Here is a 21594-nt window from a genome sequence, read left to right as displayed (position 1 = left end):
TATATGAAAAAAAATTCAAAAATCTATGTTGCAGGACATAGAGGCTTAGTTGGTAGTGCGATTGTTAAAAACTTAACTTCAAAAGGGTTCTCTAATATTATTTATAGAACCCATAAAGAGTTAGACCTAACCGATGCATCTGCTGTTAAATTATTTTTTCAAAAAGAAAAACCTGATTTTGTAATTCTAGCTGCTGCAAAAGTTGGTGGTATTGTCGCAAATAATACATATAGAGCTGATTTTATTTATGAGAATCTTATGATTCAAAATAATGTAATACATCAGTCTTATTTAAATAATGTAGAGAAATTATTGTTTTTAGGCAGTACATGTATTTATCCTAAAAATAGTCCTCAGCCAATGAAAGAAGCATATCTGTTAACAGATACGCTAGAGTATACTAATGAACCTTATGCAATATCAAAAATTGCTGGTATAAAAATGTGTGAGAGTTATAATTTACAATATAACACAAATTTTATATCTGTAATGCCAACTAATTTATATGGTCCTAATGATAATTTTGATTTAGAAAAATCTCATGTTTTACCTGCTTTGATAAGGAAAATACATTTGGCAAAAGCTTTAGAAAATGAAAATTGGGATAGTATTAAAAAGGATTTGACATATTTACCTATTGAAGGAGTTAATGGTAGTAGCAGTCAAATTGAAATTTTAAATGTGCTTGAAAAATATGGCATAATTAAAAATGATGAAGAAGTAACTGTTGAAATTTGGGGAAGTGGTCAACCGATGAGAGAATTTCTCTGGTCTGAAGATATGGCTGATGCTTGTGTTTTTATAATGGAAAACAGAGATTTTAAAGATACTTTTTCTAACACAGAAGAAATAAGAAATACACATATTAATATAGGGACTGGTTCTGATATTGCTATATCTGAATTAGCTAATTTAATTAAAGAAGAAATTAATTTTAAAGGTGGTTTTATATATAACAGTTCAAAACCTGATGGTACCATGAAAAAATTAACTGATGTATCAAAGCTTAATAACTTAGGTTGGAAACATCAAGTAAATTTAAAAGATGGAATTTCTAAAATTTATAGCTGGTATAATAATCAGGTATAGTAATAAGCGATTTATAAATGAGCTTAGGTAACAAAATGTTAAATGGATTGGCTTGGAGTGCAATTGAAAGAATTGCAATTCAAGCCATTCAATTTTTTTTAGGAATTATTCTCGCACGAATCCTTCTACCTGAAGAATATGGAGTATTTGCAATTTTGATGATTTTTATATCTATTTCTCAAGTTTTTATAGAGAGTGGATTTACAAAAGCTTTAATAAATAAGGTTGATCGAACTCAAATTGATATTTCAACAGTTTATTTTTTCAATATTTTTGTTAGTGTTTTGTGTTTTGTGTTAATTTACTTTATTTCTCCTTGGATTGGAGAATTCTACGAAACACCAACACTAGTTTCACTTTTAAGAGTTGCAGCTATATCTTTAATCATAAATGCATTATATACAGTATCTACAACATTAGTAACAATTGAACTCAACTTCAAATTACTTGCAAAAGTTAATTTCATAGCAACTGTTTTATCTGGTAGTCTAGCTATTTATTTAGCCTATAATGGTTATGGGGTTTGGTCTCTAGTATATCAAACATTAGCTAGATCAATAATTACTTGCGTAAGTATGTGGGTTGCTGTTAAATGGAAACCTTTATTAGTTTTTTCAAAACAGTCATTTAAAGAACTCTTTTCTTATGGCTCAAAATTGTTAATATCATCTTTACTTAATAAAACATTTAATCAAATAAATTCAATTTTAATTGGTAAATACATTGGAGTAAAAGATTTAGGTTTCTATTCAAGAGGTGTACAATTTGCTGATTTTCCTTTCAATATTTTAACATCTAGCTTAAACAATGTTTTACTACCTAGTTTAAGTGCTATTCAAAAAGATTTAAACCTTTTAAGGTCTTATTTCAAAACAATTATAAAGATGACAGCATTAGTTACTGTTCCTATTTTTTTTGGCTTAATCGTTATCGCAGACCCTTTAATTCGTTTTTTATTAACTGATAAATGGGCTATGTGTATACCTATCATGCAAATCTTTTGCCTTTCTAGATTGATATCTACTATTTCAGGAATAAACGTAAATCTTTTGCATATAATAGGTAGAACAGATTTATCACTCAAACAAGAATATATTAAGATAATTGTGAGAATAGCACTTCTATTAATTGCTGTCCCTTTTGGTATTTATTACATAGCTCTTGCTGAATTAGTTTCCACAAGTATTCACTTTTTTATAAATTCATATTCACCAGGTAAAATAATGAAATACGGAGCTATAAATCAATTAAAAGATCTTTTACCTATTATATTTTCGGGTATATTAATGAGTATTCTTTTATTTTCAGCAGTCTATTATATTGAAAATACGTTATTAAAGCTAATTATTTCTCCTTTTATTATTATCTCTACTTTTTATGGCTCAGCCTATTTATTAAAGGTAAAAGAGATAAATACTTTAATATCTAAAGTGAAAAATCTAAATAAAAATGCTAAATAGACATTAAAATGAAAAATGAAATATGTTGTATTTTTAATTTAGCTCCACACTACAGGCTACCTATTTATGATTTAATGGATAAAGAGCTTAACTGTGATTTTTATATTGGAGATAAAATTCAGACTTCAATAAAAACTTTAGAATACAAAAAATTAAAAAATTTCAAAAAACTATTAAAAAATAAATTTATTTTTAATAGTGGATTTATGTGGCAAATTGGAGTAATTCATTTGGCTTTTAAGCCATATAAACATTATATTATAACTGGATCTCCATATTGTTTATCATCTTGGGTTTTATTAATCTTATTAAAGTTTACTAGAAAAAAAACTTATGCTTGGGCTCATGGAATGAAAGGAAATAGTAACACAAAAAAAAGAATATTAGAAAAGAATTTTTTCTCTCTTTTTAACAAGGTATTTCTATACGGTAAAAGTTCAAAAAAAGTAATGATTGATGAAGGTTTTAAACCTGAAAATTTAATTTTAATTTATAATTCTTTAGATTATAAAGCACATATAAAAATAAGAGAAAACTTATCTTATAATGATAATTTTAAAAATCACTTTAATAATGACTATCCTGTTCTAATTTATATAGGAAGAATACAAAAATCTAAAAAATTAAATTTATTAATACAAAGTTTAGACAAATTAATAAAAGATGAAATTTATTGCAATTTAGTTTTTGTAGGAGATGATTTAAAAGATAATAATAATATAGCTCAACTTGTCAATGAAAAACGATTAAAATCTTTTGTCTGGTTTTTCGGTCCTTCTTATGATCAAAATGAAATAGGGTCTCTTTTATTTAATTCTGATGTATGTGTTTCTCCTGGACCTGTTGGATTAACAGCATTACATTGTTTGACATTTGGGTGTCCCGTAATTTCTAATGATGATTATTTTAATCAAATGCCAGAGTTTGAAGCAATAGAGAACGAAATAACTGGCGAATTTTTTGAAAATGATAATTTAGAAAATTTAACGACAACAATTAAAAAATGGATTAATTTAAATTTAGAAAAAAGAGAGCTTGTTAGAAAATTATCATATCAAGTAATTGATGAATTTTATAACCCAATCAATCAAATTAAAATATTAAAAAATAATATAAAATGAAAATACTTTGGGTTACAAATACTGTTTTTCCAGACTTGGCTGTTTCAATCGGGCAAAGACCTCCTGTTGTTGGTGGCTGGATGTATGGTTTAGCAAGAGATCTTTCTAAAAATTCTGAAATTGATTTATTTGTTGCTACATCTAGAAACGCTACTGAAGATAAAGAAGTTGAAATCTCAAATATTACTTATTTACTATTAAAAGGAAAAACGTCAATAAGTAGTTATGATATAACATTAGAAAAAAAATGGAAATCAATTATTGAAAAAATTCAACCTGATGTAGTTCATATACATGGAACAGAATATGCGCATGGACTTTCATTAATGAATGCTTGTCCTGAATTAAATTATGTTATTTCTATACAGGGACTTATTAGTGTTTATGCCCGATATTTTTTAGCTGGTTTAAAGCCTATTGATTTAATTCGAAGTTTGACTTTCCGTGATGTTTTAAAAAGAAAAACATTAAGACAGCAAGAAAATGAGTTTTACAAAAGAGGGAGTGCTATTGAAAAAAAATATCTTTTAAAAACTAAAAATGTTATTGGAAGAACTGACTGGGATCATGATCATACTAAAATTCTAAATCCTGAAGTTAATTATTATTTTTGTAATGAATCTTTGAGAGATATCTTTTATGAATCACAACTTTGGTCTCCCAATAATGAAAAAAATAATCCAGTAATTTTTTTATCACAAGCAGCTACTCCATTAAAAGGTTTACATAACGTTTTAAAAGCTGTTTATTTATTAAAAAAAGATTTTCCAAAATTGCAACTGCGTATAGCTGGAGGTAATATTGTTAAATCTGATACGTTTAAAGAAAAACTTAGTATCACAGGATATGGTAAGTACATTAAAAAGCTTTTAGCAAAGTATGACTTACAAGATCAAGTAACGTTTACTGGCTCACTTAACGAAAAGCAAATGGTAAACGAATATTTAAATTCATCTTTGTTTATTTGTCCTTCAAGTATTGAAAACAGTCCTAATTCTTTAGGTGAAGCCCAACTTTTAGGTGTTCCTGTTATCGCTAGTTATGTTGGAGGCGTGTCAAACATGCTAGAAAATGAGAAAACTGGCTTACTATATAGATTTGAAGAAGTAGAAATGCTTGCAATTGGTATCAAGCGTATCTTAAATACACCCGAATTCGCAAAAGAAATAGGTTTAAATGGAAATAAAGCTGCACTAAAAAGGCACTCAAGATCTACAAACCTCAAGCAATTAACCAATATATATGATTCTATAATCCATTCAAATGAATAAATTAAAAAAAAATATTTATTTTATTTTAAACATTTATACTGTTTTATATAATTATGCTCTTTTAATTTATAAAAAAGTACAATATAAATCTTACCCTAAGATCAATGGAAAGCTTTTTATAAGAGGGCAAGGAAAAATTATTTTAGGTAACAATACCATATTCAACTCTAGTTCTTCAGCAAACCCAATTGGTGGTGATGTACGTATGGTTTTTAATACAAAACAAAATGCGATTATAGAAATAGGTGACAATACCGGAATTTCAAATTCTACAATAATTTGTCATGAAAAAATAACGATAGGTAGTTATGTGAAAATTGGTGGAAGTGTTAAGATTTATGATACAGATTTTCATTCTTTAAATGCTGATTTGAGAATGAATACTAAAACTGATATTCCAATAACAAAACCAATTATTATAAAAGATTTTGCTTTTATTGGAGCTCATTCAATAATTTTGAAGGGAGTTACAATTGGAAACAAATCAATTATTGGAGCAGGTTCAGTGGTTACAAAATCTATACCTGATGATGAAATATGGGCTGGAAATCCTGCTAAATTCATTAAAAAAATTTAATCTAAAAAAAATAAAATGTTCAATTTATTTTTAGAATTAAGATCTATTTTTCATAAAGTTGGTTTGCTACCAAGCATATTTTTTATTTTATACCTTATCAACCCATTTGAATTAGGTTACTTGGCAGGTTACACTCTATTTGTATTAGTTTTTTTTGATAAAAAATATTTAATACAAAATATAGATTTTATTTTTATTATATTACTTATTTTTTCTTCTACCTACGCTTCTTTTTCATTTTTTGACCCTGAAGAGTACATACAAACTATTTTATTTTATTTATTATTTCCACCTACATTTTATTTATTTGGAAAATATGTTTCTCAAAAAATAAACTCATTACAAAAGGTTTATTATATTTTGATAGCGGTTGGATTATTATACTCCTTTACAGCCATTGTTTCTGTTCTCTTAAATATTTTTCAAGGTGGTTTTGCTCAATTTGATCGTTACATTCCTAATTTTTGGAACGGACGTCCAATTACAGCAACTTTAATGGGTGCTTATTTGACTTTTAATATGGCAATACCTACTCTGTTTATTACAGGGAAAATAAAAAATATTATTCTTAAATTAATATTAGCTTTTTTATTTATTATAAGCATGTTATGTGTATTTAGATTAGGTAGTAGAACTCAAATTGTATTATGTTTTATAAGTTTAGTTATCACATTAGCATTCATAATTCCAAAACAAAAAAGAAAAACTAATTTTAAGTTAATTTCTGTAATAGTCATAATATCTATTCTATTTTATTTATTTGTTCCAATAGACTTAAATGCCGATTATCTCTCAACTTTAGGAAAAAGATTACAAGAAACTGATAGTAATGCTGGAAGTGCAGGTGGCAGAACAGAAAGATGGACAAAATCTTTAACTAATTTATTTACAAAACCCTTAGGTTGGGATTTTAGAGAATTTGGTTTTAGTCATAATTTGTGGCTAGATGTAGCGCAACAAAATGGATTATTACCTTTTGTTTTAATTTTAGCCTTCTCCATAAGAACAATTTCAGATACTTTAAAAACTGTGAGAAAATTAAAACCAAACATCTATTTTACTAATTTAATTACCGTAAATACAATAATTATTAATTTGATGTTTTTCGTTGAACCTATAATGCAAGGTGCTCTATCTTTCTTTTTAGTATTTTGTTTTATGCAAGGCATAATAAAAAATAGTATCAAGTATAACTAACACACTATTTCAAATCAAAATGATTTTATGAAAAAAATTTCAATTTTATATACTTGTTTTAACAGAAAAGAGAAAACTTTAAAATCTTTAAAATCTTTATATAAAGCAATACAAAAACTCGAAAATCAAATTGAGTTTGAAGTTTATTTAACTGATGATGGTTCTACTGATGGTACCAGTGAAGCTATAAGAAGTTCTTTTTCTGAAGTACAAATTTTAAAAGGTTCTGGTCAGTTATTTTGGGCTAATGGAATGATCAATTCATGGAAAGAAGCTTTAAAGAATAATTATGATGGTTATTTGTTATTAAATGACGATACCGAACTTTATGAAAATAGTATTGAACAGCTTTTATCGTGCCATGTACATTCTTTAAAAAAATTCAATCAAGAAGGCATTTATATAGGAGCAACTGAAGATAAGCATAAAAAAAAGTTAACCTATAGTGGATCTGTTCTACTAAATAAATTTTTATATACTCAAAAAAGATTAGCACCCAATGGTGATTTTCAATATTGTGATTTAGCTAATGCTAACATAATGCTCGTTTCAAAACAAGTTGTTGATAAAATCGGAATCCTATCTACAGGATATGATCATGGTATTGCAGATTATGATTATACGTTAATGGCTAGTCAGAAAAAATTACCAGTTATCATAGCTCCTGAATATTGTGGACATTGTGAATATGACCATATAGATTTTTATGTTAATTATACTTCTAAAACAATTAAAGAGCGTAAAGAACTTTTGTACAGTCCCACAAAAATGGCATTTAAATCTAATGTCAAGTACATGAAAAAGTTTTTCCCTTTAAGATTACCGTTCTACGTTTTCTTTGGTTACTTTAAATTATACTTCCCAAAAACTTATTTAAAATTATTTAGAAATGTTAGACGTTAAACTAATTAAAAATGAAAAAATGAAATGTCTCCATATCTGTAATGATTTTTCTTTAACAAAGGTTCATAGTAATCTTTATAAAAACTTAGACCAACTAAATGTTGAGCAAATAATATATAACCCAACACGTAATACCACACCTATTGGAAATAATATATTTGAATTTAAAGTTCATAATAGTAAAGTTGTTTATTCAAAAACTCTTAAGGTGTACCACAAGGTATTTTTTAATAGTAAGATTAAGTTTTTAGAAAAAAATTTATTAGAAAATGAAAATTTATCTGATGTTAATTTGATACATGCAACTACACTTTTTAGTGATGGAGCTTTAGCTTATAAGCTACATCAAAAAAAAAGCATCCCATATATTGTAGCAGTTAGAGCAACTGATTTAACTGTTTTTTTAAAGTATAGAAAAGATTTATATTCTTTAGGTTTACAAATAATAAATAATGCAAGTAAATTAATTTTCATTAGTGACTCATTAAAAAATAAGTTTTTAAACCATCCCTTTTTAAGTAATAAAAAAGATGAAATAGAGAAAAAATGTATTGTAATTTATAATGGCATTGATGATTTTTGGTTAAATAAAACACAGCTTAAAAAATATAATAATAAACCCCAAAATATATTATATGTAGGAAGATTAATTCCTCGGAAAAAAATAATTAATTTAGCTACTGCTATATTAGAATTAAAAAATGAAGGAATAAATTTTAAATTGAACATAATCGGTTCTGGAGGTGCTGATGAAGAAAAATTAAAAGAAATTTCAAATAACAATCCTGATACAGTAAAATGCTTAGGCTCGATTAATAATAAAGAAGAACTCCTTAAAAACTATAGCAACAATGATATTTTTGCTATGCCATCAATAGGAGAAACTTTTGGTTTAGTATATATAGAAGCACTATCTCAGGGATTACCATTATTATACTCAAAAGCGGATGGAATAGATGGAGTATTTGATATAAATATTGGAGAATCCTGTAATGGAAATGATGTCTTAAGTATTAAAAATAATTTGAAGAAATTATTTTCTAACTACAGCACATACGAATTACATAAAATAGATTTTATTGAGTTTAATTGGAAACACATTGCTCAGAAATATTTAAACCTATACCAATCAATATGAAAAATATATATTTTTTTATTAAACATTTATTAAGGTTACCTCTTGATTTTATAAAAAAAAATAATATTCACAATACTACTCGAATAAGTAGTAATACTTTAATATCTAAAACTAAAATAGGAAGAGGCAATTATATTGCCAATAATACCGTATTAATTAATACCGAATTGGGTAACTATTGTTCAATTGCACCAGGTGTTCAAATTGGAGGAATGCAACATTCATACTGGTGGCTAAGCACATCACCTAGACTTAGTGATCAATGTATTTTTGATAAAAAAACTATAATTGGAAACGATGTTTGGATAGCTGCTGGATGTATTATTAAACAAGGAGTTACAATTGGTGACGGTGCTGTTATCGGAGCCATGTCATTTGTTAATCAAGATATACCTGAAAATTCTATTTATTTTGGAAGTCCTGCCAAATTTTATAAAAAAAGATTAGATGACACTACATTTGAGAGGTTAAAAAAAACTGAATACTGGAACTACGATTATAAAAAAGCTAAAGAAATTTTAACAAAATTTGATTCTAAATAAAAGATAATGAAAATATTATATATACATCAATACTTCATTACCCCATCTGAACCAGGTGGTACTCGTAGTTATTGGATAAGTAGAGAGCTTATAAAGCACGGTCATGAAGTGACCATGATAACTACTACAAAAGATGATGACAAACCAAAAGAAGCCATTATAGACGGCATAAAGGTTATTTATTATAAAATACCATACAGTAATAAAATGGGAATTTTAAAAAGGATAATTGCTTTTTTAAAATTTATGGTTTTATCGTCTATTTATGTATTAAAAAATAATAATTTTGATTTAACTATTGCTACCTCTACCCCATTAACTATTGGCTTTCCTGCCTTGTTGGGTAAAAAATTTAAAAAACTACCTTATATTTTTGAAGTTAGAGATTTATGGCCTGAAGTTCCCGTACAAATGGGTGGTGTAAAAAATAAACTGGCTATTAAGTTTTTATATTGGTTCGAAAAAATAGTTTATCAAAATTCAAAACACGTTGTAGCGCTTTCCCCTGGCATGCAAGATGGTGTTTTAGCCGCAGGTACTCCAATAGAAAAAGTTACCACAATACCAAATATGTCTAAAAAAGATGAATTTTGGCCAAGAGAGAGAAATATGTCTTTATTAAAAGAAATCAATTTAAAAGAAGACACTTTTAAAGTGGTTTATTTTGGAGCTATGGGGCTCGCAAATGCAATGGACTATATTATTGATGCAGCTGTACTTTTAAAAGATAGAACTGATATCGAATTTATATTTATGGGTGCAGGGGCTATGGAACCATTAATAAAGAAAAGATGTGAAGATGAAGGCTTAGATTTTATGCATTTTTATGGTAAAGTACCAATGAAAAAATTATCTGAAATTGTTAACCTTTCGGATGTTTCATTAGTAACGTTTTCTGATTTACCAATTCTAGCTACGAATTCGCCTAATAAATTATTTGATACATTATCTGCAGGTAAACCAATTATTGTTAATTCAGCTGGGTGGACCAAAGATATGGTTGAAGACCATAATTGTGGCGCATATGTTGATGTTAAAATACCGAAACAATTAGCTGACAAAATTATTGAATTTAAAAATAATCCTGAACTTTGTGCTAAAATGGGTAAAAACGCTAGATTATTAGCTGAAAATAAATTTGACAAGTCTATATTATGCGATCAATTTGCCAATCTGGTTGACGATATTGGTGCAAAATTATAATAAGTAAAATAAAAAAATCATATATAGCACACCATTATATTCAATCACCATATCATGTACAAACTTTTTTTTAAACGTTTTTTGGATTTTTTAATAGCACTTAGTTTTTTATTGATCTTGAGTCCTGTATTTGTTATAATTACAATTATAAGTATCTTTTTAAATGGATCCCCTTTTTTTACTCAGAAGAGACCTGGAAAAAACGAGAAAGTATTTTCAGTACTTAAGTTTAAAACAATGACTGATAAAAAAGATAAAAATGGAGTATTACTTCCTGATGATAAAAGGCTTACTCAATTTGGATCTATTTTAAGAAAAACTTCTTTAGATGAAATACCTCAATTAATAAATGTTTTAAAAGGTGATATGAGCTTAATCGGCCCTAGACCATTACTTGTACAATACTTACCCTATTACACCAAAGAAGAAAGCTTAAGACACACTGTTAGACCTGGAATTACAGGACTTGCACAAATTTCTGGACGAAATTATTTACAATGGGAAGAGAAATTTGCTTTTGATATAGAATATGTTAAAGGATTATCTTTTAAAAATGATTTGAAAATTATTTTTAAAACAATAAATAAAGTAATTAAAGGAAGTGATGTTGCCGTAGCATCAAACGAAGTGAGTGAATATTTTGATGCTTATAGAAAAAAGCAATTACAAAAATAATATTATATAAATATCTGAAAATCAGAGTTTTTTATTATGATAGAAGAAAAAAAAAACATAGTTATTATTGGCGCATCTGGTCATGCTAAAGTAATTATTGATATCATTGAGAGAAATTCTAACTATATTATCGTTGGTTTAATTGATTCTTTTAAATCTACAAAAGAAAATGTTTTTGACTATAATATATTAGGTACTGAAAATGATATTTTAGAATTATCTAAAAAATATAATTTTACATCTGGAATAATAGCTATTGGAGATAACTGGACTAGAAAAAAAATACACGACAAATTAAAAACTAAAGTACCTAATTTTGAATATATAAATGCAATACACCCTAATGCTTGTTTAGGTAAAAATATTACTATTGGCGTTGGCGTTGCCATAATGCCTGGAGTAATTATAAATAGTGATTCAAAAGTTGGCGATTTTTGTATCTTAAATACAAACTCATCGTTAGACCATGATGGTTTAATGGGTAATTACTCTAGTTTGGCTCCAAATGCAACATTGGGAGGAAATGTTACTATAGGAAAATGTACTGCAATATCTTTAGGTGCTAATATAATTCAAGAAATAAAAATTGGTGATTATTCCACTGTTGGGGCTGGATCTTTAGTAAATAAGGATATTGGAGATTTAAAATTAGTTTATGGTGTACCTGCTAAAAAAATTAGAGACCTTGTTAAAGGTGAGAAATACCTATACAAACATAGTTCAAAAATAGCGATAGTCAAAGAAGAGAAAAGTGTTATTTCTGATAGTAATAATGAATCAGAAGTTTTTGAAAAACAAAAATCTATTGATTATTCTGAATACAAATTAAATTGTCATGATTTAATCACTGAAGAAGATATTGCTACATATAAAAAACAACTAACTAATTTTGATGGCTTTGATGCTTTTTATAAGCCCGAATTATTTAGTATAAAAAATACAGAACAAGAAAAACTTAAATATTTTACTTTAGAAAAGAATAATGAAACTTTGTTTTTAATGCCCTTTTCTTTAAGAAAAATTATAATCAAAGAAAAAGATACTACGTACAAAGATGTTAGCTCATTTTATGGTTATAGTGGTCCTTTATATAATGAAAAAACTTCTCCAAACGATTTAGAAATCTTTTGGAGTTATGTAGATAATTGGTATAAAAACAATAAAGTAATCTCTGAATTTATTCGATTTAACTTAGAAGGTAATTATAACAACTACTCTGGTAAAATAATACCTACACTTAATAATGTAAAAGGAGAAATTTTAGAAGATAAAAATGAACAATGGGATGACTTTGCTTCTAAGGTTCGTAACAATTATAGAAAAGCAATAAGTAATAATTTAGAAGCCAAAATTTTTCATAAGGAAATAGATGAAAGTGTTATAGAAGTTTTTCATGAAATTTATATAAACACGATGAAAAGAAATCAAGCTGAAAATAATTATTTTTTCTCTCTTTCATATTTTAAGAATTTAATTTTATCAAATCCAAAAAACACTGCATTAATTTTAATTTATAAAGATAATACACCTATATCTACTGAATTAATACTGTTAAATAAAGAAACCATGTATTCATTTTTAGGAGGTACTACGGCTAGTTATTTTGAGCTAAGACCAAATGATTTTTTAAAGATGGAAGCCATGAATTGGGGTCGAGAAAATGGCTTTAAAAAATACATATTAGGAGGAGGAAGAGCTAATAATGATAGCTTATATAAGTATAAGAAAAGTTTTTTTCCAAACAATAATGATGTTATTTATTATACCGGAAGAAAAGTTTTAAACGAAAGGGCATATGAAAAACTTGTTACATTGGCTAGAAAACATACTTATATTATTGACGAAGCTGATATTGTAAATGAATATTTCCCCTTATATAGAAAGTGATTTTATACTAAAACCATAACAATTTAATGTAATTTAACGTTCAACCACTACCAAATATTTTTAAACCAAAATAATGAACATACTTATAACATCTGCAGGAAAAAGAGTTTCGCTTGTAAAGTCTTTTAAACAAGAACTTATAAAGTTATATCCGAATGGGAAGGTTATAGCCGTAGATTTACAACCTAAATTGTCTGCGGCTTGTTATGAAGCTGATCTTGCATTTGAAGTGCCTAGAATTGATTCTGAAGACTATTTCAAAGAACTGATCACAATCTGTACTAAAAATAATATAAAACTTATTGTTCCTACTATTGACACTGAGTTGATGCTATTAGCTAAAAATGAAAAACTACTACTTGAGTATGGTATAAAAACAGTTATATCTTCTGAAAATTTTATTTCTAAATGTAGAGATAAAAATCATATTCATAATTTTTTTAATGAACATAATATAGAAATAGCTAAACAATATTCTAAAACAGATTATAAATTACCTATTTTCATAAAACCAGTAGATGGTAGTCGAAGTGTTGATACTTATACTATTTTAAAAGAAAGTGATTTTATAAAATATCATTTCGAAAATGATAAATTAATGTTTTTAGAATATTTAGATCACAGCGAACATGAAGAGTTTACATGTGATTTATATTATGATAAGAACAGCCAATTAAAGTGTGCGGTACCTAGAAAAAGGATTGAAATTAGAGATGGTGAAGTAAATAAAGGTAAAACCGAAAATAATAGTTTAGTACCGTACATAAAAGAACGATTGAGCTTTATTGAAGGAGCTAAAGGATGCCTTACTGCTCAATTTTTCAAACATAAAACAACAGGGCGAATTGTAGGTATTGAAATAAACCCGAGATTTGGTGGTGGATATCCTTTATCATATTTATCAGGAGCAAATTATTCAAAATGGATAATTGAAGAGTATTTGTTCGATAAAAATATTGATGAGATGTTTGATTGTTGGGAAGATAATTTATTGATGCTAAGGTATGATAATGAAATTTTAGTTCATGGATTTAAAAATTAACAAGGATACCGCTGTTGTTTTTGATTTAGATGATACTTTATACAATGAATTAGATTATTTAAAATCTTCTTATAAAGAAATTGCAGAAAAAGTAGATCTAAAGAATTCAAAAAAATTATACGCCCAAATGATTTCTTTGTATAGAAATGAAAAGAATGTTTTTCAATTTTTATCGGAATTGTATGCTATAGAAATTAGAGAATTAATAAGTATTTACAGAAATCATATCCCAAATATTGTACTTTTTGATGGCATTATAAACCTTTTTGAAAGCATAAAAAACAAAGGTGGTAAAATTGCTTTAATAACTGATGGAAGAAGTAAAACTCAAAGAAATAAAATAAGACAATTAGGGATAGAAGATGATTTAGATATTATCATAATTTCTGAAGAAATAGGCTCTGAAAAGCCAAGTTTAAAAAACTTTCAAGCCGTTGAAAAATCTTTAAAAACAAGTTCTAATATATATATTGCAGATAATCTTAAAAAAGATTTTATTGCACCTAATTTATTAGGCTGGAATAGTATTTGCTTAGCTGATAATGGGAAAAATATTCATATAAATAAAATGGAGTATTTTTTAAATGATAAACATGCTGCTAAAAACTTTGTATACAATTTAAAAGAGATTAATATTTTATAAACTAAAATATTAACCTAATAAGCACCTTAATACGTATTTGATTTTATTTAGAATACTTCATACTTTTTATATCATCAATTAATAAATTTGCCATTAATTTTCGCCCATGTTCACTCCAGTGTTGGTCGTAAATTAATGTTGTTGGCTTTTCTGAATTTTTAAATACAGTATTAATATCTAATGTTCTGTAATTATTATCTTTTAAGTAAACTAAGAACTCTTTACTACACAAGCTTGAATCGAATAAAAAAGTATATTTATCTTTATTTACAGGATATAAATCTAATAATTTTTTAAAATTCTGCAGTCTAAAAGCATCCTCTTGACGAGTACGTTCCATTAGCTCCTGTTCTGACTCTACTTTTTCAATAGTATTAGAAGTAAAATTTTTAATTCTTTCTGGTATTTTTAAAACTGGATCTAAAGCTCCTATTTCTTTAAGATATACTAATAGTTTAATTTTTTTTGCAAATCTACTCAAAGGGCTATCTAAACTTAACCTAGACGAAAGAACATGATGATCTCTTTCTAAATCATCTGTATATCTTAAATAGATATATGTATGATCTATCTTCTCAAAAATTTCATTGTATGTCGTAAGTAAAAAAAGTTCATCTGCTAAATCATAGCCCGCATAACCAAATTCTAGAACTTTACCAGTTTCTATTCCTTTTTCAATTTGTTGTCCTAATGAATTTGTATAATCTTCATGAAAACCTTCAATAAATGAATCGCCAACAATAGCTATTTCAAAATCATCGTCTGTAGGGTTATAATCATCATGTACAGAATTAAAACCAAAATTATTAATACGATATTTTCCAACATTTTGTTTACGGTTTCCTGTAACCGAATACTCTGTTTGGTTAGGTACCCATTTCTCTATGCCTTTTTCTCCTTCATAACGAACTGGTTGCTCATCATGTAAATGAAATACTCTTACAAGTAGCTCTAATGATATTAGAACTAATATCGAATAAAGAAAAATCTTTTTGAAAATTTTGAACATATCTTAAAATTGAAAATATATGAAAGACCTATCTACTCCATCATCATAAAATAATACTATTAAAAACACTAGTAAAACATATATTAAAAACCTCACAATCTTATTTTTAAAATAAAATGGATTGCGTTCGTTATTTCTAATTATGTATTCATAAACAATAAAAAACAATACTAGCACATAGTAATCTATCATACGATAACCACTAGGGTGATTATATATTTCACTACTAAAATTAAATAATAATCGTTTTATATATTCAAACGCTTGAGTAATACTATCACTTCTAAAAAAAACCCAACCAATGGTTACCAAAATAAATGTTTGAATGAAACGAAGTGTATTTAGAACAAAGCTTTTAGAAGAACTGAGTAAATTGACTTCTCCAACAAATTTTCGGTTTGTATTTGCAATAAAAGATGGTAAAAAAAGTAAGGCATGAAAAAAGCCCCAAACTACAAATGTCCAATTTGCACCGTGCCAAAATCCACTAACAACAAATATTATAAACACATTTCTAATACTCTTGTATTTAGTACCTTTTGATCCTCCTAAAGGAATGTATAAATAATCTCTAAACCATGTAGATAATGAAATATGCCATTTACGCCAAAATTCACCAATATTTCTAGAGAAATAAGGGAATTTAAAATTACTCATTAATTCTATCCCAAATAATTTTGAGGTTCCGATAGCTATATCTGAATATCCACTAAAATCACCATATATTTGAAAAGCAAAAAATACAGCTCCGATTGCTAATGTTGTGCTAGAATGACTCGCTGAATTATCAAAAATATCATTAACGATAGGAGCTAAACTATCTGCTATTGCTAATTTTTTAAAGAAACCCCATAGAATTAGTTTTAAACCGTCTGTTGCTTGTTCGCTTAAAAATTTACGCTTATTTAAAATTTGAGGTAATAAATTTGTCGCTCTTTCTATTGGCCCTGCTACTAACTGAGGAAAGAAACAAACAAAAGCTGAAAATGCTATAATATCATTAGTGGGTTCTAACTGCTTTTTGTAAACATCAATTGTATAGCTTAAAGTTTGAAAAGTGTAAAAACTAATACCTACAGGTAATATAATACTTAAAGAACCTGCCTCTATATTTTGCCCAAATAATGTAAATGCATTAACAAAACTATCTACAAAAAAGTTATAGTATTTAAAAAAGCCTAAAAAACCTAAATTGATTGTTATACTTATCCAAAGAAGAATTTTTCTCTTTGAAACTCTTTCTTCTTTATGTAATAAATTACCTATGGAAAAATCTAAAAGAGTACTGAATATGATTAAGCTTAAAAACCTCCAATCCCACCAGCCATAAAACAAGTAACTTGCTAGTACTATAAATAAATTTTGAAGCTTTAAATTTTTATTACATATAAACCAATAAATAATAAATACTATTGGTAAAAAAATTGCAAAATCTATTGAATTAAATAACATATGGGATTACAATTTTGTACTTGAAATAAAGAATTAGAAGAATATTTTACGTGTTAAATTTAAATAGAGATAAAATTATCTTATTATAGATTACATTTTAATTATATACTATAAAATGCAATAATAATCGATATTATTCACCTTGCAAAATGAAAACTATTTTAAGTTTTATTTAGTATCTAATCATTAAAAATTAATGCATATTTTTAAATCTAAACTGAAGTGCTTTTTCATAAACTGCCTCGTACAATGGTAAAATTCTTTTTATATCAAACCTATTAGCGTTTTCTACTGCATTCTTTTTGAATACTTCTAAAACAGCATCATCTTCAAGAATTTTTATAGCATTTTTAGCCATTTCATCAACATTACCAACATCGCTTAAATAGCCTGTAACACCTTCTATATTTACCTCTGGTATTCCGCCTGTATTACTAGATATAACAGGTACTCTATTAATCATAGCTTCTAATGCTGCCAAACCAAAGCTCTCTGACTCTGAAGGCAATAAGAATAAATCTGAAAAACAAAGAATTTTATCTATTTGATTACTATTACCTAAAAAAACAACTCTATCTGCTATCCCTAATTCTTCACAAAGTGCTTCTGCTTTTTCTTTTTCTGGGCCTTCGCCAACCATAATTAACTTGGCAGGTAATTTCTTTTGTATTTCATTAAATATTTTAACAACATCAGGTATGCGTTTTACTTTTCTGAAGTTACTAATATGAGTAATAATTTTTTCGTCTTCATTTGCCATTAATGATCGCTGACAATCTGTAAACGTATTTCTGTATTTAGAAGTATCTATAAAATTCGGAATAACCTCTATTTCGTTTTCTATATTAAATAAATTTAATGTTGCTTCTTTTAGGTTATCAGAAACTGAAGTAACGATATCTGATTTATTAATACTAAAAGTAACTGCTGGTTTATAAAACGGGTGTTTACCTACCAATGTAATGTCTGTACCGTGTAATGTAGTAATCATCGGAATAAATATCCCTTCTTCTTGGAGCATTTTTTTTGCCATATACCCTGCATAAGCATGTGGTATAGCATAATGAACATGTAAAACATCTATTTTATGAAGTTTTACAGTATCTACTAATTTACTTGACAAAGCAAGTTCATAAGGCTGATACTGAAATAATGCATATTCAGGAACATTAACCTCGTGAAAAAATATATTGTTATTTAATAACTCTAAACGTACTGGTTGTTTGTAGGTTACAAAGTGAACTTCGTGCCCACTATTAGCTAGTGCAATACCTAATTCTGTAGCAACAACGCCGCTTCCTCCAAAAGTTGGATAACAAACTATAGCAATTTTCAAGATTTTATTTTTTAGGTTTTTTTCTAAGTCGAAAACAATTCAAACTAATTACACTCAAAATTACTATTTAATTTTCTATTGCATCATAAATAGCTTGTTGTATTCTAGTTCTTAAACTAGATTTAACTAAAAGCGTGTTTCTAGCGGTAGGATATGTTCTATTTGACAAAAACACATACACTAATTCTTTATCTGGGTCAGCCCAAGTATATGTACCTGTAAAACCACTATGTCCAAAACTTTTTTGAGAAACACATCCGCAAGTTGGCGAGCCTGTTTTGGGGTCTGGTTTATCAAATCCTACTCCTCTACGCACATTTTCATTACAAAAATAACACGTATTAAATTTTTTAATAGTTCTAGAATTTAAAAAGCGATCACCTCCATAAGTTCCTCCTTGTAGGTACATTTGCATAATTTTAGCAACATCATTTGCATTACTAAATAAACCTGCATGACCTCCTACTCCACCTTGCATAGCTGCCCCCATATCGTGCACGTAACCTTGTACAGTTTCAAAACGATAATAGTTATCAACCTCACTAGGTACTATTCTTTCTTTCTGAAATTTATCAAGAGGATTGTATGTTGTGTTTTTTGCTCCTAATCGTGAATAAAAATACGTATCAGCAAGCTTATCTTGCGTGTCTCCAAAAGTATCTTCTATATATTTATGAAACACATAATAACCTACATCACTATATCTATAGCGGTTTGGTTTTAAATCTTGTCTTCCTATTCTATTATAAATAGAATCTTTATATGCATCTGTTAAATATAACTTATCAGTAACTTTTATTGAAAAACCATCAGATGGAACGCTTCTGTAAAATTCAGATGAGGGTTTTCTGTTTTTATCTAATGTACTTACATAAAAAGCAATCCAAGCTGGCAATCTTCCGTAATGAGAAAGTGCTTTTAATACTGTAACATTTTTAAGCTCTGAATCTGCATAAGCAGGTACTAAATCTTTAAAAGTTTGATTTAGAGACAACTTATTTTCTTCTTCCATTTTCATTAAAAGAGGAAGCGTAGATAATATTTTAGTTAACGAAGCCAAATCATAAATATGATCTGTTGTAAGTTCTTCATCAGATTCGTAAGTTGGCTTACCAAATGCTTTATTATAAATTATTTTTCCTTTTCTAGCTACCAACACTTGTGCCCCAGGAAACATTAAAGAATCTAGACCTGCTTGAACCAACTCATCTACTATTGCTAATTTATTAGAATCAAAACCTACTCTTTCAGGAAAACTATACCCTAATCTCAGTAAAGAATCTAATTTTATACTCGTATTAACAGGTAGTTCTGTGTTAGAAGTAACAGGTAATTTACCTTTAGCCGAAATAGCTCCAAAAATTACCTGAGCTGCTTTTTCTTGTGCTAGTTTACTATTCTGATATGCTACAACAATCGCATCAATACCATCTAAACTTTTTATATCTAATAAAGAATATGGCTTAACAAATTCTGTCAAAATTAGGTTTGATGTTCTTAAACTTGCTATTTTTTTTATTACCTCTCTTTCTGAACTACTATATTTATAACCTTTCCAAGGGCTTTCATTACTTTTATGGTGACCTACTATAATTAAATTATAAGCTGATATGCTACTTGAGTTTGAAATAACTTGACTAACAGGTATTTTAGTAACCGTTGTATATTTATTTAACGTGTTAAAAAAATCTTCAGCACTGTCATCACCTAAATGAACGTATCCAATTTTTTTATTATCTAGCTTTTTAATCGGTAATAATGAAAAATCATTTTTGGCTACAGTTATTGCATTTTCGATAGCCTTTTCATAAATTAAATCATTCTCTATACTATTTAAATCTTCATAAAGGTTAGAAATTTTAATAGGCTTGTAGTTATAAAGACCTGCTTTATATTTTGCCATTAAAATTTTCTTTACTGAAGTTTCTAAACGCTCTTCTGTAATTTTATTTTTTTCATAAGCCCTAAGCAACCTTTCTTTGGCACTTTGTACATCTTTAGGCATCAACAAAATATCATTTCCAGCAACAAAAGCAGCATATTCAACATCGCCCGGTTTTTTAGCCACTCCAACACCATTCATATTTAGAGCATCAGTAAAAACTAAGCCTTTAAAGCCCATTTCTTCTTTTAACACTCCTGATATTATCTGTTCTGATAATGATGATGGTAGATCTTCTTCTATCTCTAAACTAGGCACGTTAAGGTGTGCTACCATTATTGAACTTATACCTGCATTTATAAGTTTTTTAAAAGGATACATTTCTATACTATCTAATCGAGGTCTCTCGAAAGTAATTTGTGGTAATGTTTTATGAGAATCGCTCGAAGTATCACCATGACCAGGAAAATGTTTTCCACTAGACAAAACCCCTTCACTTTCCATACCATTCATAAAAGCTATAGCATTCCGAGTTACGTTTTCTCTATCTTCTCCGAAAGAACGGTTACCAATAATAGGATTTTGTGGATTTGTATTAATATCTATATCTGGAGCAAAATTTATATGCACTCCTAATCTCTTAGCGTGTTTACCTATTTGCTTTCCTACTTCTTCAACTATAGAACTATCTTTTATTGCTCCTAATGTCATATTCCAAGGAAATGCATAAGTAGAATCTAATCGCATAGATAAACCCCACTCGGCATCCATTGCAATAAATAAAGGTGTTTTTGATGCTGATTGAAAACTGTTTGTAAGTTTTGCTTGTTTAACAGGCCCTCCATTAGAAAAAATAACACCTCCGATATGATGTTCTTTAACCAACTGCTCTATTTTATCAGTAGCCGCTTTGTTTTGATTTGAAGCTACACTAACCATAAAAAGTTGACCTATCTTTTCTTCTAAAGACATTGTTTGGTATTGAGCATTTACCCAACTTTTTTGAGCCAGACTATCTTTTACAACTAAAGGGTTTATTTGTGCTACAGCGAAGGTTAAGCTAAGAAAAAAGAAAAAGAAAAAAGAATTTTTATACATAGGGAAATACATCTAATATAGGCAACCAAAAATAATGCCTTTTATTGCATTTAATCGATGTTTTATATT

The 21594-nt window shown here is 27.6% G+C and carries 18 protein-coding genes; 14 read left to right on the top strand and 4 right to left on the bottom strand.

Features of this window, described 5'->3' with window-relative positions:
• Positions 1-3 precede the first annotated feature (3 nt).
• From H0I23_RS03940 to H0I23_RS03875, 14 genes are all read left to right on the top strand, one after another.
• Positions 4-1089 (top strand): GDP-L-fucose synthase, encoded by a 1086-nt coding sequence (locus H0I23_RS03940; protein WP_216785161.1) that lies wholly within the window; start codon positions 4-6, stop codon positions 1087-1089.
• Positions 1090-1106: 17 nt separating this feature from the next.
• Positions 1107-2549 (top strand): lipopolysaccharide biosynthesis protein, encoded by a 1443-nt coding sequence (locus H0I23_RS03935; protein WP_216785160.1) that lies wholly within the window; start codon positions 1107-1109, stop codon positions 2547-2549.
• Between the two features lie 8 nt (positions 2550-2557).
• A complete protein-coding gene (locus H0I23_RS03930) occupies positions 2558-3670 on the top strand; it encodes a glycosyltransferase (protein WP_216785159.1) in 1113 nt (370 codons plus the stop codon).
• Positions 3667-4941 (top strand): glycosyltransferase family 4 protein, encoded by a 1275-nt coding sequence (locus tag H0I23_RS03925; protein ID WP_216785158.1) that lies wholly within the window; start codon positions 3667-3669, stop codon positions 4939-4941. Before H0I23_RS03930 ends, H0I23_RS03925 begins: the two co-directional genes overlap by 4 nt.
• Positions 4934-5518: a DapH/DapD/GlmU-related protein gene (locus H0I23_RS03920; protein WP_216785157.1), complete on the top strand. Its 585-nt coding sequence runs from the start codon at positions 4934-4936 to the stop codon at positions 5516-5518. Before H0I23_RS03925 ends, H0I23_RS03920 begins: the two co-directional genes overlap by 8 nt.
• Before the next feature lie 15 nt (positions 5519-5533).
• Entirely contained in the window at positions 5534-6715 is a 1182-nt protein-coding gene (locus H0I23_RS03915) for an O-antigen ligase (RefSeq protein WP_216785156.1), read from the top strand.
• A gap of 27 nt (positions 6716-6742) precedes the next feature.
• On the top strand, positions 6743-7618 hold the full coding sequence (locus H0I23_RS03910) for a glycosyltransferase family 2 protein (RefSeq protein WP_216785155.1): 876 nt from the start codon (positions 6743-6745) through the stop codon (positions 7616-7618).
• A complete protein-coding gene (locus H0I23_RS03905; protein ID WP_216785154.1) occupies positions 7605-8756 on the top strand; it encodes a glycosyltransferase family 4 protein in 1152 nt (383 codons plus the stop codon). The genes H0I23_RS03910 and H0I23_RS03905 overlap by 14 nt, the downstream gene beginning before the upstream one ends.
• Positions 8753-9298 carry a CatB-related O-acetyltransferase gene (locus H0I23_RS03900; RefSeq protein ID WP_216785153.1) on the top strand — a complete coding sequence of 182 codons (546 nt, stop codon included), beginning with the start codon at positions 8753-8755 and terminating at the stop codon, positions 9296-9298. The genes H0I23_RS03905 and H0I23_RS03900 overlap by 4 nt, the downstream gene beginning before the upstream one ends.
• A gap of 6 nt (positions 9299-9304) precedes the next feature.
• Positions 9305-10501 carry a glycosyltransferase family 4 protein gene (locus H0I23_RS03895; RefSeq protein WP_216785152.1) on the top strand — a complete coding sequence of 399 codons (1197 nt, stop codon included), beginning with the start codon at positions 9305-9307 and terminating at the stop codon, positions 10499-10501.
• A gap of 54 nt (positions 10502-10555) precedes the next feature.
• On the top strand, positions 10556-11176 hold the full coding sequence (locus tag H0I23_RS03890; protein ID WP_216785151.1) for a sugar transferase: 621 nt from the start codon (positions 10556-10558) through the stop codon (positions 11174-11176).
• A 36-nt stretch (positions 11177-11212) separates the two neighbouring features.
• On the top strand, positions 11213-13063 hold the full coding sequence (locus tag H0I23_RS03885) for a NeuD/PglB/VioB family sugar acetyltransferase (protein WP_216785150.1): 1851 nt from the start codon (positions 11213-11215) through the stop codon (positions 13061-13063).
• A 73-nt stretch (positions 13064-13136) separates the two neighbouring features.
• Entirely contained in the window at positions 13137-14105 is a 969-nt protein-coding gene (locus H0I23_RS03880; RefSeq protein ID WP_216785149.1) for an ATP-grasp domain-containing protein, read from the top strand.
• Entirely contained in the window at positions 14089-14748 is a 660-nt protein-coding gene (locus tag H0I23_RS03875) for an HAD family hydrolase (RefSeq protein ID WP_216785148.1), read from the top strand. Before H0I23_RS03880 ends, H0I23_RS03875 begins: the two co-directional genes overlap by 17 nt.
• A 43-nt stretch (positions 14749-14791) precedes the next feature.
• On the opposite strand, the gene H0I23_RS03870 is transcribed toward H0I23_RS03875, so the two are convergent.
• The 4 genes from H0I23_RS03870 to H0I23_RS03855 form a co-directional block, all read right to left on the bottom strand.
• Complete coding sequence (locus tag H0I23_RS03870) at positions 14792-15757, bottom strand: hypothetical protein (protein ID WP_216785147.1); 966 nt, start codon at positions 15755-15757, stop codon at positions 14792-14794.
• 3 nt (positions 15758-15760) lie between these two features.
• On the bottom strand, positions 15761-17209 hold the full coding sequence (locus H0I23_RS03865) for an MBOAT family protein (protein WP_216785146.1): 1449 nt from the start codon (positions 17207-17209) through the stop codon (positions 15761-15763).
• 193 nt (positions 17210-17402) lie between these two features.
• Positions 17403-18545: an N-acetyl-alpha-D-glucosaminyl L-malate synthase BshA gene (bshA, locus tag H0I23_RS03860; RefSeq protein WP_216785145.1), complete on the bottom strand. Its 1143-nt coding sequence runs from the start codon at positions 18543-18545 to the stop codon at positions 17403-17405.
• Between the two features lie 67 nt (positions 18546-18612).
• Positions 18613-21525: a glycoside hydrolase family 3 N-terminal domain-containing protein gene (locus tag H0I23_RS03855; RefSeq protein WP_216785144.1), complete on the bottom strand. Its 2913-nt coding sequence runs from the start codon at positions 21523-21525 to the stop codon at positions 18613-18615.
• Positions 21526-21594: the final 69 nt, after the last annotated feature.

The sequence above is a fragment of the Cellulophaga sp. HaHaR_3_176 genome (assembly GCF_019021925.1).
Taxonomy (GTDB): domain Bacteria; phylum Bacteroidota; class Bacteroidia; order Flavobacteriales; family Flavobacteriaceae; genus Cellulophaga.
Note: the sequence above shows the minus strand (reverse complement) of the source record. Positions and strands in the feature narration are given on the sequence as shown.

Excerpts from the sequence above, each read along its gene's own strand:
- H0I23_RS03880 (WP_216785149.1), top strand. The coding sequence starts at position 13,137 with ATGAACATACTTATAACATCTGCAGGAAAAAGAGTTTCGCTTGTAAAG.
- H0I23_RS03925 (WP_216785158.1), top strand. The coding sequence starts at position 3,667 with ATGAAAATACTTTGGGTTACAAATACTGTTTTTCCAGACTTGGCTGTT.
- H0I23_RS03900 (WP_216785153.1), top strand. The coding sequence starts at position 8,753 with ATGAAAAATATATATTTTTTTATTAAACATTTATTAAGGTTACCTCTT.
- H0I23_RS03895 (WP_216785152.1), top strand. The coding sequence starts at position 9,305 with ATGAAAATATTATATATACATCAATACTTCATTACCCCATCTGAACCA.
- H0I23_RS03915 (WP_216785156.1), top strand. The coding sequence starts at position 5,534 with ATGTTCAATTTATTTTTAGAATTAAGATCTATTTTTCATAAAGTTGGT.
- H0I23_RS03905 (WP_216785154.1), top strand. The coding sequence starts at position 7,605 with ATGTTAGACGTTAAACTAATTAAAAATGAAAAAATGAAATGTCTCCAT.
- H0I23_RS03940 (WP_216785161.1), top strand. The coding sequence starts at position 4 with ATGAAAAAAAATTCAAAAATCTATGTTGCAGGACATAGAGGCTTAGTT.
- H0I23_RS03930 (WP_216785159.1), top strand. The coding sequence starts at position 2,558 with ATGAAAAATGAAATATGTTGTATTTTTAATTTAGCTCCACACTACAGG.
- H0I23_RS03885 (WP_216785150.1), top strand. The coding sequence starts at position 11,213 with ATGATAGAAGAAAAAAAAAACATAGTTATTATTGGCGCATCTGGTCAT.
- H0I23_RS03865 (WP_216785146.1), bottom strand. The coding sequence starts at position 17,209 with ATGTTATTTAATTCAATAGATTTTGCAATTTTTTTACCAATAGTATTT.
- H0I23_RS03910 (WP_216785155.1), top strand. The coding sequence starts at position 6,743 with ATGAAAAAAATTTCAATTTTATATACTTGTTTTAACAGAAAAGAGAAA.
- H0I23_RS03935 (WP_216785160.1), top strand. The coding sequence starts at position 1,107 with ATGAGCTTAGGTAACAAAATGTTAAATGGATTGGCTTGGAGTGCAATT.
- H0I23_RS03890 (WP_216785151.1), top strand. The coding sequence starts at position 10,556 with ATGTACAAACTTTTTTTTAAACGTTTTTTGGATTTTTTAATAGCACTT.
- H0I23_RS03920 (WP_216785157.1), top strand. The coding sequence starts at position 4,934 with ATGAATAAATTAAAAAAAAATATTTATTTTATTTTAAACATTTATACT.
- H0I23_RS03875 (WP_216785148.1), top strand. The coding sequence starts at position 14,089 with ATGGATTTAAAAATTAACAAGGATACCGCTGTTGTTTTTGATTTAGAT.
- H0I23_RS03870 (WP_216785147.1), bottom strand. The coding sequence starts at position 15,757 with ATGTTCAAAATTTTCAAAAAGATTTTTCTTTATTCGATATTAGTTCTA.
- H0I23_RS03855 (WP_216785144.1), bottom strand. The coding sequence starts at position 21,525 with ATGTATAAAAATTCTTTTTTCTTTTTCTTTTTTCTTAGCTTAACCTTC.